The following is a 17,498-nucleotide window of genomic DNA, read 5'->3' as shown; positions in this document are numbered from 1 at the left end:
GATTGATTATATTGACTTTGATAATTTTGTAATTCCGGAAGGAACACAAGGTGTATGGAGCATTCCAGATCAAAGTAACATTTCATCTATGTGGATTGGAAAACATGAATTGATGTTAGGACAACCAATTTATGCGAATGGATTATTCTTTGGTTCTGAATTTCCTGCACAGGATACAGATGTAAACGAAGATAATGCAATGCAGATTCGTTATTATTCTGGAAAATCAATTGCGAAAATGGCAAGTGATGGACAGAATGTTACTAACGAAGGAAAAACATATCGTACATGGAACAATGTTGTTGGTGCAGCACAAGGAACGCCTACTGATGTAGTTCAAACGGATTTCTTTAACTATATTGAAGATATCGCGACACCATCTGACTTTAGAAAACAATACAACTCTTGGTATGACAACATGATGAATATCAATGATGAAAGTATTGAAAAATCATTCCTTGGAGCAGAAAAAGGATTGGCTCAAAATGGTGTAGAACCTTTAGATAGTTATGTAGTAGATGATGGATGGAATAACTATAACAATGCGGTAGGTGGAGTAAATGCACCAGGAGAATCAGGTACTACACAAAACCAAACTGGTTTCTGGGAATTCAATAGTAAGTTCCCTAATGAATTATATACATCAACTGAATTGACAGATAAATTCCAATCTTCATTTGGTGTTTGGGTGGGTCCTCAAGGTGGATATAACTTCTTTGGTGGATTTGCGAAATACTTAGAGGCTATGGGAACTGCAGAAATGCAAAGTAATAGTGCATTAGGAAATGTAATTTGTACAGGTTCCAGAACGTATTTGAAGAACTTCGAAGATCGTTTCATTGACTATCAAACAAGATTTAATATTGATTACTGGAAATGGGATGGATTTGCATCAAGACCGTGTAACAATCCAAATCACAATCACATGACAGGTGGCAACCACGATATGTACTACACAAGTGATATGTGGGAAGCTTGGACAGACGTAATTGAACATGCCCGCGCAGCAAGAGCGCAAGAAGGCAAAGGATTATGGATCAATGCGACATGTTATGTGAACTTAAGTCCTTGGTTATTACAATGGGTAAATACAATTTGGGTACAAGATTCAGGTGATACTGGTGAAGCAGGTGCTTCAGGTGAAAGACATCAGAAAAAGATTTATTATCGTGACAATGTATACAATAACTTATATAAGAAAAATCAAATTCAATTCCCATTAAAGAATATTTACAACCACGACCCAATTTATGGCGTATCAGATGGAAGTAATGCAACAACTGAAGTATTCCGTGAATACTTATTAGATAATGCGATGCGTGGAACTGCATTCTGGGAATTGTATTATTCACCAAGTTTATTTGATGCAGAAAAATGGCAAGTAACTGCAGATGTATTAGATTTTGCAAAAACAAACCACAACGTGTTGAAGAATGCAAAACTATTTGTGCAAGAAGGTAAAAACCCATCTAACGGTGTTTATGGATATTCTGCATGGAATAACAAAAAGGGATTTGTATCTTTTGTAAACCCAACTGCAACAAAACAAACATATGAATTGACACTGGACAACATTGTGGGTGTTCCAACTTCAATGAAGGGATTAAAAGAATATTCTATTTATCCTTATGCAGCTGGAACTACAGGAAACATAGTTTCTTATGGTGATACTTTAAAAGTAACTCTTGAACCAAACTCTTCTGTGATTTATCAATATGGAAATACAGATAGTAAAGCACCAGGATTTGTATCTGCTAAGATTACAAAGAAAGATACTGTAGAAGTTCGTTTCAACGAAAGAGTATCTGATAATATCAAGTTCAAGGTAAATGGAAAATCAGCAGAAGCTGTATTACAAGATGATTATCGTACATTTGAAGTTAAGGTAAGTGATTTAAAAGAAACAGCCGATGTAAGCATCAATGGAATTAAAGATGTTTATGGAAATGAAGCATCTGCAGTTGAAGTAAAGGCTAGAACAGCAAAAGAAATTGCGAAAGCAGCTTCAAAAGAAGATGTAAAAGGTGATGTCTCTGAAAGCAAATCAGATAGTAAAACACTTCTAAACTTAAAAAACAAAGCTTATACAATGACTGAAAACGGAATTATAGGTGATGCTGATTTCAGTGTATCAATGGCTGTTGATACTAAATCAAGTAATACTGTTTTATTAAAACAGGGCGAAGATTTCCAATTATCTATTGATGCAGATGGATATGTAGTATTCAATGTTAAAGGACAACAAGTGACTAGTAAAGAAAATGTAACTACAGTAGTAGAACATGCGAGTGGTAAATTTAATACTAGCGAATACAAAGAGTCAGTAACACAAACTACAACAATTGGTAAAGTGAATGATGGTAAATTGCATGCAGTACACGCAGTTCGTGAATCAAATGGAATGTTGAAACTATATGTAGATGGAAGATTAGCAACATCAGCATATGATAAGAAAAATCATGGTACAGACTTAAGTGGTGCTCCTGTTGTACTTGGAAGTACAAACTTCACAGGATTTGTGGGGGATGTTGTTGTTAGAAATAGTGCATTATATTATGATGATGCACAAAAAGCTGCAGACAACTTCGGAATCAATGTAACAAGCAAAAAACTTTCTAAGAAAGGTTGGGATGCTGAAGCATGTTCACAACAAACAGATGAAGTAGGAACTGGCGGCGATGGATCTGCAAAAGATGTTCTTGATAACAAGCCAAATACATATTGGCATTCTAACTATAGTGGACAAGATCATTGTGGTGGAATTCATACATTAACAGTGAGTTTCGGAAAAGAAATCACATTCGATAGCCTAGAATATGTTGCCAGACAAGGTGGAGGAAACGGTACTTGGAAAAGTGCAACTGTATATGGAATTGATAAGTCTGGTAATGAAACGAAGATTGCAGAAGTTTCTGATATGAAACTTACAAACAATAAATATGAATTTGTGTTTGATCAATCACAAACATGTAAAGCTGTACGATTTGAAGTACAAGGAAGTGGTGGATTTGCGAGTGCTGCAGAAATCAATGCGACTGTAAAAGTTCAACAACAAAATACAGAAAAAGTATTAGATTTACAAAATAAGGCACAAGAATTATTGAATAATGTAAATTCAGAAGATTACACAAAAGAATCTTATAAGAAATTCGTTAAAGCTGTAGATGCTATCATGGATATGAGTGCATTCGCTTCTGAAGAAGAAGTGGCAGCATTAGATGCAAAATTAATGGATGCATATAATAATTTAAAGGCCGAAAATCCATCGACAGTAAATAAAGATTCACTTACTAAAGCTTTACAAAAATATGCAGAATACAAAGAAGCAGATTATACGGCTGAAAGCTGGGGAGCATTTGCCAAAGCTTATGCTGCTGCTAGAGAAGTGAATGATGATGTAAATGCTACACAAGAAGAGGTAGATGCGGCGGTAGAAAAATTGAATGTAGCTGCTAAAAAGCTTGTAAAATCAGAAAACCCAGTTAATCCAGAAAAACCTGGCAAGCCAGAAAATTCTGACAAGCCTAACAAACCAGGAACTGGAGAAAAACCAAGTAAACCGGCTAAACATGGAAATAAAAAGGAACCTGAAAAAGTAACGACTGGATTACAAACAAATACCGGAATCTTAATGGTAGCAGGAACACTTGCGCTAACTGGATTTGGGGTATTAGTTGCTTTAGCAAGAAGAAAAAGATATTAAAATATCCTAAAAAATAAAGATTAGAGCACAATAAATCTGGGTGGAATTAGGTAAATTTGCTCTTTAAGAATTTTAGGAGCGGGGTAAATACTTCAAAATAGTTTATAGCTGATATCGGGCTCGGACAACATTGTCCGGGTCCTTTTTTACGATTGAAAGGATTCAACAAAAGATAAATGACATTTGTCATCTAAAAGTGGTGACATATGGAACTTGAAAAGGGTTTCATACGGGTTATAATGAATGTGTATTCTATGTGATGCTCATGTTCAAAAGTCGTATAAATGTGTGAAATTATGTGTAATAACACTTGAAAACGCTGACATATTTATTATAAAATGTGAGTATAAGAAAACGCGGAGGAAAAAATAATGAAATATGTAGTTATGGTAAGCCATGGCGAATTCGCCCCTGGATTACACAGTGCCGTTAAAATGATGACGGGAGATCGTGAAGATGTATTGTCTACAAGCTTAAAGGACGGAATGAGCGCAGACGAATTTGCATCTAACTTTGCTGAATTGGTTAAAGATTTCAAAGCAGATGACCAGGTCATTTTATTAGCTGATATTTTGAGTGGATCTCCATTCACAAATGCATTGAATGTATTGGATCAAAAAGGATTGCTTCAAAATACTTTAGTAATTGCTGGTATGAATATGCCTCTTGCAATCACTGCTGTATTAATGAAAGATAACTTTGATAATGTACAAGATTTAAAAGATACATTATTAAGCGAAGGTCGTACAGGATTAACTGATTTTACAGTTGCTTCTGATGATGACGACGAAGATCTATAGGATTTGGCTATAACGCATATAGCGAAGGCATAAACAGAATAAAGGAGGACATATAATGATTAGTTTTATTCGTGTTGATGATCGTATTATCCACGGTCAGATTGTTACAAGATGGTCTAAAGAATACCCTTGTGATGGAATTATCGCAGTTAACGACAAAGCTGCAACTACACCTGTATTGACACAGTCATTCAAGGCTAGTACAGACAAGAAAGTATTTGTTTGGACAAAGGAACACTGGAGAGAAAAAGCAGAAACAGTTAAGAATTCTAATAAAAAATATTTCTTAATTACTAAAAACCCAGTGGATATGAAAGAATTGTTAGTAGACGATGGATTCGTACCTAACGATGTTAAAACAGTAGTTATCGGACCATGCAATGATCGTCCAGGAGCTACAAAATTAGGTCAAAACCAGTCAATTACTCAAGAAGAAGCTGAAGCATGTGAAGCTTTGACAAACGCTGGTTACACAGTATTGTTTGCATTATTAAAAGAAACTGCAATCGGTACTTGGGACAAATTTAGATCTAAATTTGGTTACTAATAGTGGGAATAGTAAACAGATTGAGATAAATAAAAGAAAAAGGAGAGATTTATAATGAGTTGGTTACAAGCAATTTTAATCGGACTTATGAGTTGTACAGCAGCTAGTACTATCGCTTGCTTAGGTACAACAGTAGGTAACTACACATTGAACCGTCCTTTGGTTGCATCATTATTCGTAGGTTTGATCCTAGGTGATGTATCTGGATGTATTCAAATTGGTATTCCAATGCAGGTAATGTGGATCGCATTGGTTACACCTGGTGGAACAGTCGCATCTGACTTACGTGCCGTAAGTTACATTGGTATTCCATTGGCTTATGTTGGAGCAAAAGCTGCTGGTATGGATTTTGGAGGAACTGATGCTCGTGGTTTAGCATCTAGTATCTCAGCCATGACTGGTGTAATCGGTATTACTTTATTCTACGGAACAGCTATGATGAACCTTATTTGGCAACACTGGGGCTGGGCTCAATTGGATAAAGGAAACTTAGATTGTTTAGGAAAAGTTGATGTTGTTCTCCCACTAATTTCACACTTTGTATTATCATTCTTGCCAGTTACTTTACTTTGCTACTATGGATCTGGAGCCGTAGCTGAATTGTTCCAGAGTTTGAATGTTAATGTATGGTATGTAAAAGCTATCTTATCAGTAGGATCAGTACTTCCTGCAGTAGGTATTGGTATCTTGTTAAAATCAGTAGTATCTAAGACTTCTGACTTGGTTTACTTCATGTTCGGTTTCGCTTTAGCTGCTTCTATGGGATTAACATTAATTGCTGCTACAGTAGTTGGTGGTGTATTCGCATTGATTAACTACCAAATGACAATGATGAAAGCTACAGGTGCTGTTGGTGGTGCTTCTGTAGATTATGATGACGAGGAGGACATTTAATTATGAAAAAGATTTCTAAGAAAACATTAAATAGTTCTTTCTGGCGTTGGTGGTATGGAAACTTAACATGTTTCTCACACGAACACATGCAGACATTTGGTTACATGTGGTCAATGCTTCCAATTATTAAGGAATTATATCCTACTCGCGAAGAACAATCAGAAAAAATGACTACTTACTACCCATTCTTCAATACTGAACCTCAGATTGGATCTATCGTAGTTGGTATCACAGCTGGTTTGGAAGAAGCTCGTGCAAACGGAGCTGAAGGAATCGATGACGAAATGATCAACGGTATCCGTGCAGGTCTAATGGGACCTTTGGCAGGTATTGGTGACTCATTGATCGTTGGTACTTACATTCCTATCTTATTAGGTATCGCATTAGGTTTCGCAGAAGGTGGATCACCTTTAGGACCTTTATTCTATATCATCGTATGGAACGCAACTTCAATTTGGTTCCAAAAATTCGTATACTTCAAAGGTTATGAATTAGGTGGTAGTGCTGTTGAATTGTTAGTAGGACAAAAAGCAACTGCGTTCCGTGAATCAGTATTGGTTATGGGACAAGTTATCGTTGGTGCGATGGCAGCTTCTTGGGTATCAATTTCAACTAACTTTGTAATTGCACAATCTTATGATGCAGAAACTGGTAAATTATCAGACGTAACATTAGGATCTAAATTAGATGGAGCTTTCCCTAAGATCTTAACAATGTTATTCGTATTGTTTGCTTGGTGGTTGATGGCTAAGAAAAACATTACTCCAATTAAAGTATTGTTATTGTTCGTAGTTATCGGATTCGTAGGATCTGTTGTAGGATTCTTAGGATAATCACTTAAGACAATTAAAGGCGGGCTTAACTTGTTAGGCCTGTCTTTTTTTCTTATAATAAGTATATGTATATTTGAAAAGGAGCGTTTATTATGAGTTTGAGCCGCAAAGAAAGAGATCAGCTTGCAGAAGTCATCCAAAGAGAAAATGAAATGGTATTAAAAGTGGGAAGAATGGTCAGAAATGCTTTTATTCTAACACTTGCTTTTGGTGCTGTTACATATTGGGGATGGTCAGGGATGACAGATCCAATGTTTCCTAATATTCCTATGAGCGTACGTAATGTAGCTAAATGGATTGCTTTGATTGGTTTGATTTTATCGGGTTTATTTACTGTTTTAGGATTTATTTCTCATAGAAATGGAAAGAAAAGTGTATTAAAGAAGATTGATTTGTACGAAGAAAAGTAAAGATTTGTATATTTTAGTTTAATAAAATTTAATTTTAACTAAAAACAACAATAAATGTGTCAATTATACACATAATTTCACATAATATAACTATATCTATCACTTTATTCTTTAGTAATATACTGTTGAGCCAAAGATAGTGGCTCACTTCATAATCAAATTCCCTTTCTTAAAACTTTCTTGAGAAGCCCCGCTAAAGGGGCTTTTCATTTGCCTTTTTGAAAGTTGGACATACAAATAGTAGTTGCGATATAATAATATGGATGAAAGAAGTGTAGTTTTTATGGAAGATAAAATACGAATTATAATGTATTCAAGTGCAGATAAAGTGGATGGCCAAGGTGTGGGCAGTGCCTACGAAGAACAGGTCAATCTAATTAAAGAAGGGGCTAGCGATATCTTTGAAGTGGGTATCAACAACTGGATCAAAACGCCAGATATTCAGCATTTCCATACAGTAGATCCTACTTTCTATGTGAAGATGCAAAATCATAGAGCCGCTAACATTGCATATTGTCATTTTTTACCGGATACTTTAGAAGGTAGCTTAAAAATTCCAGCACCTTTATTGAATGTATTTCGTTCTTATTTGATTCAATTCTATAAGAGTGCGGATCGCTTGGTCGTTGTAAATCCAAGTTTTATTGATGCATTAGTCGAATATGGTATTGATCGAGAAAAAATTTACTATATTCCTAACTATGTATCTAAGGAAAAATTTTATCGTAAATCCGATGAGGCGTGTGTTGCCATTCGTAAAAAGTATGGTGTAGACAAGGATGCTTTTGTGGTATTGGGTGCAGGACAGGTACAAACGCGTAAGGGTGTACTTGATTTTGTGAATGTTGCCAAACAAATGCCGGACGTCCAATTCGTATGGGCTGGAGGCTTTTCTTTTGGGCGTATTACCGATGGATATGAGGAATTGAAGAAGTTACAGGAAAATCCACCTGAAAACTGTAAATTCTTAGGGATTGTTCCTAGAGAAGAAATGGTGGATCTATATAATATGGCGAATGTGCTTTTTGTGCCAAGCTATAATGAATTATTTCCAATGACGATTTTAGAAGCGGTGAACTTACATGTTCCATTGGTGCTTCGTGATTTGGATTTATATAAAGATATCTTATTTGATCGTTATATGCATGCCGATGATAATGAGGGTTTTAAAAATTGTCTGTTAAAATTGAAAAATGATTCAGATGTATATGCGAAGTATCAAAATGAGAGTCGTTTATTGAGTGAATTCTATTCGAAAGAACATGTATTGAATATGTGGAGAGAATTCTATTTAAGTGCTTATAAGGATAAACAAGAGGAATTATTAAACAAGAAAAAATAGGGGTTTTTATGAAAAAACAGAAGTACGCACTAAATCTGTTAATTATTCTTGCTTTAACGGGATTTGCCCTGTGGTTTGCGCTAAAGGATAATTTTCATCAGGTTTTAAAGTGCATTTCACAAATGAATCTGTTAAGCCTTGTCATAGTCTTATTGTGGGGTGTTCTTTTTACGGCAGTCTGGGGATTTGTATACTACGTATTAGGTAGAAAGTATACGGATCATTATACGCCGGGTAAAGGGATTCTTGTGGCCTTTATTGGTTCTTTCTTTTCGGGGATTACTCCGAGTAGTACGGGTGGACAGTTTGTTCAGGCCTACATTATGAAGAAGCAAGGAATCAAAGTGAGCGATGGGGCTAGCTTGTTGTGGGCTGATTTCATTATTTATCAGACAACAATGATGATTTATGTTTCGATTCTGTTTCTTTTGCGTTTTGCATATTATAGTGCTCAATCCGCATGGTTCAATATTATATTGTTGGGCTATATCATCAATGCAGTGGTTGTTGTAGCGCTATATACGATTGCGTTATTTCCTAGTATTTATATCAAGCTTTCGCGAACTTTAGTTAAGGCATTGTCGAAACTGCATATTTTAAAGAATCCAGAAAAGACATTGGATTCTTGGACTCTACAAGTCACGAGTTTTACTCGTGAAATCAAAGTACTAGCCAAAGATAAGAAGAGTATTTTTCTTTGTGTATGTATTAATGTGGTGCGTTTATCACTCTATTATTCTTTACCTTTTGTGATTGCGCTAGCCCTACATATTCCGTTGAAGATGAATGAGTTTATTGATGTCATGGCTCTATCTAGTTTTGTGACGATGGCCAATAGTTTTATTCCAATTCCCGGGGCAAGTGGGGGTACGGAAGTTGTCTTTTCATTGTTGTTTAGTGGCATGATGAAAAATTTAACGGGTGCCGTTTTAGTATTGTGGCGTTTTTCTACGTATCACATAGTGCTGATTATAGGTGGAATTTTATTTGTGTTTGTGAAGAATCATTATGAGAGAAAAGAGAGTAAGATCAATTTAGAAGGGATGTAGTATATGCGAATCGGACTATTTACAGATGCATATTTACCGGATATTAATGGGGTTGTTTCAAGTGTGGCAACCCTTAAACACGCTTTAGAAGAGCTGGGGCATACGGTATTTATTATTACGAATCATAAGGGGACAAAGATTGTAGAAGATGAGGATGGTCATATTCTTCGTTTGCCGGGTTTTGAAATCAAGAAGTTTTATGGTTATAAGATGTCGAGTCCACTACAGTTTAGTGCAGATGCCTACATTGAAAGAATGGACTTGGATGTCATTCATATTCAGACGGAAGCGGGTGTAGGTATGTTTGGTCGTCAGATGGCGAAGGTTTTGCACATTCCTATTGTATACACGTATCATACGATGTATGAGGATTATACGCATTATTTTAATCCGCTTGATTTTGATTCAGTTGAAAAATTAGGGAAGAGTGTGATTCGTACTTTTTCTCGTGTCATGGCCAATGGTTCGCAAGCAGTGATTGCGCCGAGTGAAAAGACGAAGCAGGCTTTATTGCAGTATGGTGTAATAGCACCTATTTATATTGTTCCGACAGGTTTGGATTTGTCGGAGTATGATCGTAAAAATTTAGATGAAAATAGAGTTCAAAGTATTCGTGAAGAGTTAGGTTTTACAAGTGAAGATCGTATTGTGGTCTTTGTAGGGCGTATTGCCAAAGAGAAGGCAATCGAAATTCCGATTGAGGCGATTAGTAAGAATGCAGATCCACATTTACACTTAGTCATTGTGGGTGGTGGTACGGATATGGAGTATTACCAGGATTTGGCTAAGAAGTATAATGTTTCGGATCGTGTGCATTTTACGGGTAAGATTCCTAAGGAAAATATTGCCTATTATTATGCGGCTTTCGATTGTTTTGTATCCGCTAGTTTATCGGAAACACAAGGAATGACATATATTGAGGCTTTAGCGAGTGGCCTATTAGTGTTTGGGCGTCGTGATGAGGTGTTGAAGGATTTGGTGGATGAAGGCAAGTCTGGATATTATTTTGATGATGCCAATGAGCTAAGTCAAAAGTGGGATGTTTTCTTTAGTAAATCAAAAGAAGAAAGAGATGCATTAAGAGCGTATTGTATTTCTAAAACAGCGCCTTATACAGAGAGTATGTTTGCGCATAAGGCATTGAGTGTTTATAATCAGGCGATTGATGATTATAAGCGTGCCTATCATGTGGAGCGCATTCGTATGGTGGATGATTTTGTTCGTTTAACTGTGATGCGTGATTGCGATAATGAACCAGTCAAAGTAATGATTCCAACGGATGATTTCTTTGACTTAAAGATCACAAAGGATACAATGTTAGATGCATATTTGATTGACAACTATTTGGATATGCAGTTATTCTATAAGGCGTTTGAGTTAATGAAAAAGCGTGTTTTCTCAAATGATTATACGTCGTATCAAATGGTGCAATATGGAAAGAAATATTTGGGGCTAGATGAAGATCAGGCTTTGGATATTATTCATGAATTTATGGAACGTCATTGGATTGACGATAAGGAGTATGCCTTTGATAAGGCGCAGGCTTGGCATTCGTACGGTCAGCCTAAAATGCAGATTTGTCAAAAGCTAAAAAGAGCGGGCATCGCGGATGATGTAATTGAGGATGCTTTGGCAAGTTTGGATGTGGAAACAGAGCGTAGTAATGCGATCAAATTGGCTCGCCGTTTAGCGCATTCGCTAAAAGAGCAGTCGAGCCGCATGCAAAGGCAGACGCTAGTGAATAAGTTAGTGACGAAGGGATATTCGTTTGAATTGGCGAAACAAGTGTCGGAGTCGATTGAATTGGATGAAAATGATGATGAGGCACTACAAAGAACGATTGCGAAAGCGAAGCGTTTATATGCGACGTTTGATCAGCCTAAGCGTAATCAGAAGATTCAGACGTATTGTGTTCGTAAAGGATTTAATATATCAGCTATAAAAGAGGTTTTGGAAGGGGAAAGTGAATGAGAATTAATGAGATTACTCAGGAACAAAAAGTAAATATTAAGTGTTTGATTTCAAAGTGTGACAAGGGAAAAACCGTGAAGGATACACCTTATTTGTCTTTGATTTTAGAGGATGCGACAGGTGTATTGGATGCGAAATTTTGGAATTTAACGAATGAGCAGATTGAGCAGTATAAGGCGGGTCAGATTGTTGAGGTATTTGGAGATTCGATCATTCATAGAAATGCCGTTCAGTTAAGAGTGAGAAAAATGGTGGTCTTAGAAGGTGAAGATATTTCGGATTATGTAAGATTAGCGCCTATGTCTCGTACGGAAATGGAAGAGGAAGTAAAGACTTTGATGAATGAGATCACAGATTCGAATTTGTATTGTGTGGTTGAAGAAGTATTAGAAGAAACGAAGGATTTATTCTATACATATCCGGCTGCCACAAGAAATCACCATAATTTTGTGGGAGGACTTGCCTATCATTCCATTAGTATGGCGCGTGTAGGACTAGATATTTGTCGTCAATATCCATTCTTGGATAAGGGATTATTGATTGCAGGTATCTTGATGCATGATGTTGGAAAGATTGATGAGTTGAGTGGTCCAGTTCTTCCTGAATATACAAATGAGGGGAATCTGTTGGGGCACATTAGTATTATGAATAATCGTTTGGATCGTGTGGCTGAAAAGCTGGGTGTAAACGATAAAGAGTGTGTTTTATTGGTGAAGCATATGATTTTGGCACATCATGGAAAGATGGAGTTTGGATCTCCTGTCCTTCCTATGATTCCAGAAGCAGAAGTGTTAACTTTATTAGATAATCTAGATGCGCGTATGTATATGATGAAGCAGAGTTTAGATACAACGCAGCCAGGTCATTTTGGGCCTCGTGTCTTTGCGTTAGAAGGTCGTATGATTTATCATCGAAAAGGAGAAGATGAAGAATGAAAATAGGTTTTGTATCATTGGGATGTTGTAAAAACTTAGTGGATTCTGAACAGATCATGAGTATGATCAAGAGGGGTGGTCATGAAATTGTGGCCAATCCTAAGGATGCACAGGCTATTATTGTGAATACTTGTGGTTTTATTGAGAGTGCCAAAGAGGAGAGTATCAATACGATTTTCAAGATGGCGAAGTATAAAGAGAGAAACTTAGAGAAGTTGATTGTGTGTGGTTGTTTGGCACAAAGATATACAGATACATTAAGGGAAGAGATTCCTGAAATTGATGCGGTTATCCCGATTCGTGAGTATGATACTTTGGCAAGTCAGCTACAGAAGCTATTAGGTTCAGATACATTGTTAGATAAGGCAGAACGTGTAATTACGGGAAATCCTTGGCAGGCGTATGTAAAGATTAGTGATGGTTGTTCGAATCGTTGTGCGTATTGTGCAATTCCTTTGATTCGTGGAGATCAAAAGTCTCGTACAATTGAGGATATTATGGAAGAGGTCAACTATTTGGCAAGTGTTGGAGTGAAGGAATTAACTTTGATTGCGCAAGATACTACAAAGTATGGCTTGGATAATTATGGCGAATTGATGCTTCCTGAATTATTGCGTCAAGTATCTAAAGTAGAGGGTCTTCATTGGATTCGTGTTCTGTATATGTATCCAGATGAAATTGTGGATGATGTATTGCAGGCCATGAGTGAGAGTGAGAAGATCGTTCCTTATTTTGATATTCCTATGCAGCATGCAAACAATCGTTTGTTGAAATTAATGAATCGTAGAGGTCCAAAAGAGGATGTATTAAAGGTTGTAGATAAGATTCATACGATGTTTCCAAATGCGACTTTGCGTACAACTATGATTGTTGGTTTCCCTACAGAAACGGAAGAAGAGTTTGAAGAACTTGTTGACTTCATTAAGGAAATCAAATGGGATCGTATGGGTGCTTTCACATATTCGAAGGAAGAGGATACGCCTGCTTATGATATGGATGGTCAGATTGATGAAGCGATTCAAAATGAGCGTTTGGCTAGATTGATGGCGGTGCAGGAAGAAATCTCTAAAGAGAAGAATCAAGAGAAGATTGGTAAGGTCATTGAAGTTCTTGTTGAGGAAAAAGAAGGTTTGGTGGATCGTTATCGTGGAAGAAGTGCTGCGGATGCACCGGATGAAGTGGATGGTCAGGTCATCTTTACAAGTGATGAGCCTTTAGAATTAGGTTCTTTTGTGAAGGTGAAGATTACAGATGCCAAATCTTATGATGTTTACGGTACATGTGTAAGCGAATAGTTGGATTGGATCCCATTGTATTTGAGGATTCGAAAATCTTGATTGTGGGTTCTATGCCAAGTGCAATTAGTTTGAAGGAACAGATGTATTATGCGAATAAAAATAATCGGTTTTGGAAGATACTAGAAAGTATTTATCAAAAGAACGATAAGATAAAATTATTAAAAGTATCGCACATTGCACTTTGGGATATTTGTCATTCGTGTATAAGAAAGACGAGTGCGGATAGTGAGATCAAAGATATAGAACCAAATGATATTCCAAAATTATTAGATTCATATAAAAACATTGAGAAGGTCATTTGTAATGGAAGGACAAGTCAGAATACGATGCAGAAGTATTTTCCGAATATTGAAACGGTATATTGTCCTTCGACTTCAAGTGCCAATGCACAGTTTTCGTTAGAACAATTGATTGAAATATATAAGAAGGAGTTTTATGAATAAACTATATTGGGCAAAAGTAAAGGCGGATGCGAAGGTTCCGCAAAAGCGTTATGAAGATGCAGGATATGATTTATATCCTTGTTTTGAAGAAGATTATATGGTGATTGAGCCTCATGAAACGAAGTTAGTTCCATTGGGTGTGGCGAGTGCATTTGATCCAGAGTTTGTGATGATTTTAAAAGAGCGTGGTTCTACAGGAACAAAGGGAATTGCACAAAGAAGTGGTGTCATTGATTCTGGTTATCGTGGTGAATATATGGCTCCGGTCACAAATTTGAATACGAAGCGTGTAGTTATTAAAAAACAAGATGTAGAGTATAAGGAAGATGCGATTATATATCCATATGAAAAGGCTATTTGTCAGGGTGTATTATTGCGTATGCCTCAGTTAGAAAGTGAAGAAATTTCATTTGAAGAACTTCAGTCTATGGAGTCTGAAAGAATGGCTGGAAAGTTAGGAAGTTCAGGAAAATAAGTAGGTTTATTGTCATAATGACAATAGACCTTTTTTTATGCAAAATTCCATTAAAAAAAGGATGATTTTTCGATATTATAACCAATCTATAACCGTGTGAAGATTATACTAGTCTCAGATAATGAAAGGGTTATATCGATAACTATAATAAAGGAGGACTTTATATGCTAAAGAATTTGAAAAAAGCAGCCGCAATTGTATTATCATTTGCGATGGCCGTTCAGTTTGGCTTAGCAGACTCTTATTATGTAAATGCGGTGGAAGAACCGGTTGAACCTCAACAAGAGGAAACAAAAACAACAACGACTACACCACAAGAGCAAGAGGAAGTGCCAACAACTGAAGAAGAAACCCCTCAACAACAGGAAGAACAACAACAACCTGCAGTAGAGGAAGAGCAGCCTGCAGCAGAAGAAGCACAACCACAGCCACAGCCTGTTGAACAAGCAGAGGTTAAGGTTTCTTATGTAAAAGAAGATGATACTGATTTGATGGAATCTGTAACAGCTACTTATGATGTTGGTTACAGATTGGATCAAGATGCAAATGTATTCAAAGAAGCTCATGAAGCATTTGAATTTGAATATGCATTTGTGAATGGTAACAAAGAAAACAAAATCACTAAGGATCAAGTTAAAGCTTCTGGTTTAACAGTAACTAGTGATATGACAAGTTTAACTCTTGTTTATAAGGAAAAGGCTAGTACAGAAAAGCCTAAGAAAGCTAACAAGCAAGAACCTACTAAAACAGAAACTACTTCTGAAAGTGATGATGCTTCAGATGCCGACACGACTGATTCTCAGGAAACAGGTGAACAATTAACAGAGTTCTTTGTCGTAGCAAGTCAGAACCAAGTAACAAAAGGTGAAACAGCTCAATTAACATTGACTATTAAACCTGATAACTATCCTAATAAAGATGTAACTTGGTCTTCATCAAATGATGCAACAGCTACAGTAGATGGAAATGGTTTAGTAACAACTCATGAAGTTGGAACTGTAACAATTACAGCAACATTGAAATCAGATCCAGCTATTTCATCAAGTGTAACAATCGTTGTCAATCCAATTAAGGTAAGTAAGATTACTGTAAATGGTTATGGTAAAGATTATTTAGTAAAAGGAAATACTGTTACATTAACAACAACAGTTGAACCAAGTGATGCAGCTAATAAGAGTATTGTTTGGTCTTCATCAAATGAAGAAGTTGCGACAGTTGATCAAAACGGTAAAGTAACAGCAGTAGGTCAAGGTACAGTTTCAATCAAGGCAATGAATGATGATTCAGGTGTCTATGGTGAACAAGTAATTACTGTTTATGATAATACGCCAGCTAATTATAAGGTGCATGTATATGTTACAAATGAAAATCAGAAAACCACTTATACAATCAATATTCCTAAAGATGGTACAGTAGTAACTCCAGCTTCAGTTGCTCAAAATACAACAGGAAATGGTAGAACATTAGTTACTAAAGCAGAAATTAGAGTGTTAGATGAATTGGGTAGCCAACCAAATTGGGCAAATATTTCTTCAAAACCAATTGTAACTGCATTTAGATACTATAATGGTAAATTACAATATAAAACTACTTCAAATTCTGCATGGGCAACTGTAGGAAGTAATCAAAGAATTTATGATTTTAGTAATATCCAGTATAAAGCTGATGAAACAGGAAGCTATAATTCTACAGATGTCAAAGTCACAATAGGTGATTGGCCTTATGGAGCAAATGCTTCTACAAGTGAAATATACAAAACTATTCAGATTCAGGTTTATAATAATGAAACGAAAAAAAATGTTTATGATTCTGGAGTTATGCGTTATGCGAATGGTTCGAATGGTAATTATGGAAAAGTAAACTTTATTTGCGATACATCTAAGTATGAAGTAGTGAAGGTTGAAAGATATTTTTCTAACACATCTAGTTCAAACTATGGCTCAGCGGATAAAGTATACGAAGGTACAATACCTTCAGATTTATCAGTGCAATTTACTAGTAATAATAGTTATTACTACTATACGCCAACTCACGAACACTATAAATTTATAGCGTATGTTCAAGCTAAAACTATTCAGGTAAAATATGATGCAAATAATGGTACAGGAGCACCTAAAGGAACAACTGTTAAATCAACTGAAAAAGTAACAGTAGATTCAACAACTCGTCCAACTCGTGAAGGATATATTTTTACTGGATGGGCATATGGCGGAAAGTTATATCAAGGTGGAGAATCATTTGATGCTCCAATAAGTGACGTTACATTTGTTGCTCAATGGGCAAAAGCAAGTGATGTAATTAACTATACTGTAAATGATTCGAAAATGGGTTCAGTTTCTAGATCTTATGAACGTATTGGTGAAACTGTACAGGGTAATGTTCAAGGATCAACAGCTATTGCGAAGACTGGATATCAATTTGTGAAATGGGTTAAAGGTACAAATCCAGATGGAGATGCAGTTTCAACGGATGTTGAATACAAACCAACTATAAAAGGAACTTACATGGCTGTATTTGAAGCTGTGAAAAGTGATTTAGTAGTTCGTTATGTAGAAGACACCACTGATGGAAAAGAAATTTCAGCAAGCGAAACAAAGAGTTACAAGTATGGAGAGAGTTATACTGTAGAAGCAAAAGATATTAAAGGATATCGTTTAAAATCAGAATCACCAATTACAGGTACTAAGGGTGTAGCAAGAGAAGAAATCACTTTTGTTTATACAAAAGACACATTTAATAAATTAGGATATAAAGCTAAAATCAACACTCATACAACGTCTTATATAAATTGACTTCTG

The 17,498-nt window shown here is 36.1% G+C and carries 14 protein-coding genes; all 14 read left to right on the top strand.

Annotated elements, in window-relative coordinates:
• Window positions 1–3,703 (top strand): discoidin domain-containing protein (locus ACZQCL_RS01435; protein WP_482481654.1); only part of this gene is annotated, 3,703 nt, incomplete at its 5' end.
• A gap of 371 nt (window positions 3,704–4,074) precedes the next feature.
• Window positions 4,075–4,503: a PTS sugar transporter subunit IIA gene (locus ACZQCL_RS01430; RefSeq protein WP_003866137.1), complete on the top strand. Its 429-nt coding sequence runs from the start codon at window positions 4,075–4,077 to the stop codon at window positions 4,501–4,503.
• 55 nt (window positions 4,504–4,558) lie between these two features.
• Window positions 4,559–5,050 carry a PTS sugar transporter subunit IIB gene (locus ACZQCL_RS01425; RefSeq protein WP_003866136.1) on the top strand — a complete coding sequence of 164 codons (492 nt, stop codon included), beginning with the start codon at window positions 4,559–4,561 and terminating at the stop codon, window positions 5,048–5,050.
• Window positions 5,051–5,104: 54 nt separating this feature from the next.
• Window positions 5,105–5,944 carry a PTS sugar transporter subunit IIC gene (locus ACZQCL_RS01420; RefSeq protein ID WP_118325662.1) on the top strand — a complete coding sequence of 280 codons (840 nt, stop codon included), beginning with the start codon at window positions 5,105–5,107 and terminating at the stop codon, window positions 5,942–5,944.
• A 2-nt stretch (window positions 5,945–5,946) separates the two neighbouring features.
• Window positions 5,947–6,777 carry a PTS system mannose/fructose/sorbose family transporter subunit IID gene (locus ACZQCL_RS01415; protein ID WP_118320054.1) on the top strand — a complete coding sequence of 277 codons (831 nt, stop codon included), beginning with the start codon at window positions 5,947–5,949 and terminating at the stop codon, window positions 6,775–6,777.
• A 92-nt stretch (window positions 6,778–6,869) separates the two neighbouring features.
• Window positions 6,870–7,187, top strand: a complete 318-nt coding sequence (locus ACZQCL_RS01410) for a hypothetical protein (RefSeq protein ID WP_118011076.1) — start codon at window positions 6,870–6,872, stop codon at window positions 7,185–7,187.
• A gap of 244 nt (window positions 7,188–7,431) precedes the next feature.
• Window positions 7,432–8,529 (top strand): glycosyltransferase family 4 protein, encoded by a 1,098-nt coding sequence (locus ACZQCL_RS01405; RefSeq protein WP_482481650.1) that lies wholly within the window; start codon window positions 7,432–7,434, stop codon window positions 8,527–8,529.
• Window positions 8,530–8,537: 8 nt separating this feature from the next.
• The gene (locus tag ACZQCL_RS01400) at window positions 8,538–9,578 is read left to right on the top strand and encodes a lysylphosphatidylglycerol synthase transmembrane domain-containing protein (protein ID WP_288523069.1); all 1,041 of its coding nucleotides are present in this window, start codon (window positions 8,538–8,540) and stop codon (window positions 9,576–9,578) included.
• Between the two features lie 3 nt (window positions 9,579–9,581).
• Window positions 9,582–11,549 carry a glycosyltransferase gene (locus tag ACZQCL_RS01395; protein WP_331866160.1) on the top strand — a complete coding sequence of 656 codons (1,968 nt, stop codon included), beginning with the start codon at window positions 9,582–9,584 and terminating at the stop codon, window positions 11,547–11,549.
• Window positions 11,546–12,484, top strand: a complete 939-nt coding sequence (locus ACZQCL_RS01390) for a 3'-5' exoribonuclease YhaM family protein (protein ID WP_482481647.1) — start codon at window positions 11,546–11,548, stop codon at window positions 12,482–12,484. The genes ACZQCL_RS01395 and ACZQCL_RS01390 overlap by 4 nt, the downstream gene beginning before the upstream one ends.
• On the top strand, window positions 12,481–13,779 hold the full coding sequence (gene rimO, locus ACZQCL_RS01385) for a 30S ribosomal protein S12 methylthiotransferase RimO (protein WP_482481645.1): 1,299 nt from the start codon (window positions 12,481–12,483) through the stop codon (window positions 13,777–13,779). The genes ACZQCL_RS01390 and rimO overlap by 4 nt, the downstream gene beginning before the upstream one ends.
• Complete coding sequence (locus ACZQCL_RS01380) at window positions 13,764–14,225, top strand: DNA-deoxyinosine glycosylase (RefSeq protein ID WP_482481643.1); 462 nt, start codon at window positions 13,764–13,766, stop codon at window positions 14,223–14,225. The genes rimO and ACZQCL_RS01380 overlap by 16 nt, the downstream gene beginning before the upstream one ends.
• Complete coding sequence (locus tag ACZQCL_RS01375) at window positions 14,218–14,700, top strand: dUTP diphosphatase (protein WP_117572489.1); 483 nt, start codon at window positions 14,218–14,220, stop codon at window positions 14,698–14,700. Before ACZQCL_RS01380 ends, ACZQCL_RS01375 begins: the two co-directional genes overlap by 8 nt.
• Window positions 14,701–14,864: 164 nt before the next feature.
• Window positions 14,865–17,492 carry an Ig-like domain-containing protein gene (locus ACZQCL_RS01370; protein WP_482481641.1) on the top strand — a complete coding sequence of 876 codons (2,628 nt, stop codon included), beginning with the start codon at window positions 14,865–14,867 and terminating at the stop codon, window positions 17,490–17,492.
• Window positions 17,493–17,498: the final 6 nt, after the last annotated feature.

Source organism: Holdemanella sp. (genome assembly GCF_056804935.1).
The sequence above is the reverse complement of the archived record's forward strand: the minus strand, read 5'-3'. Positions and strand labels throughout refer to the sequence as shown.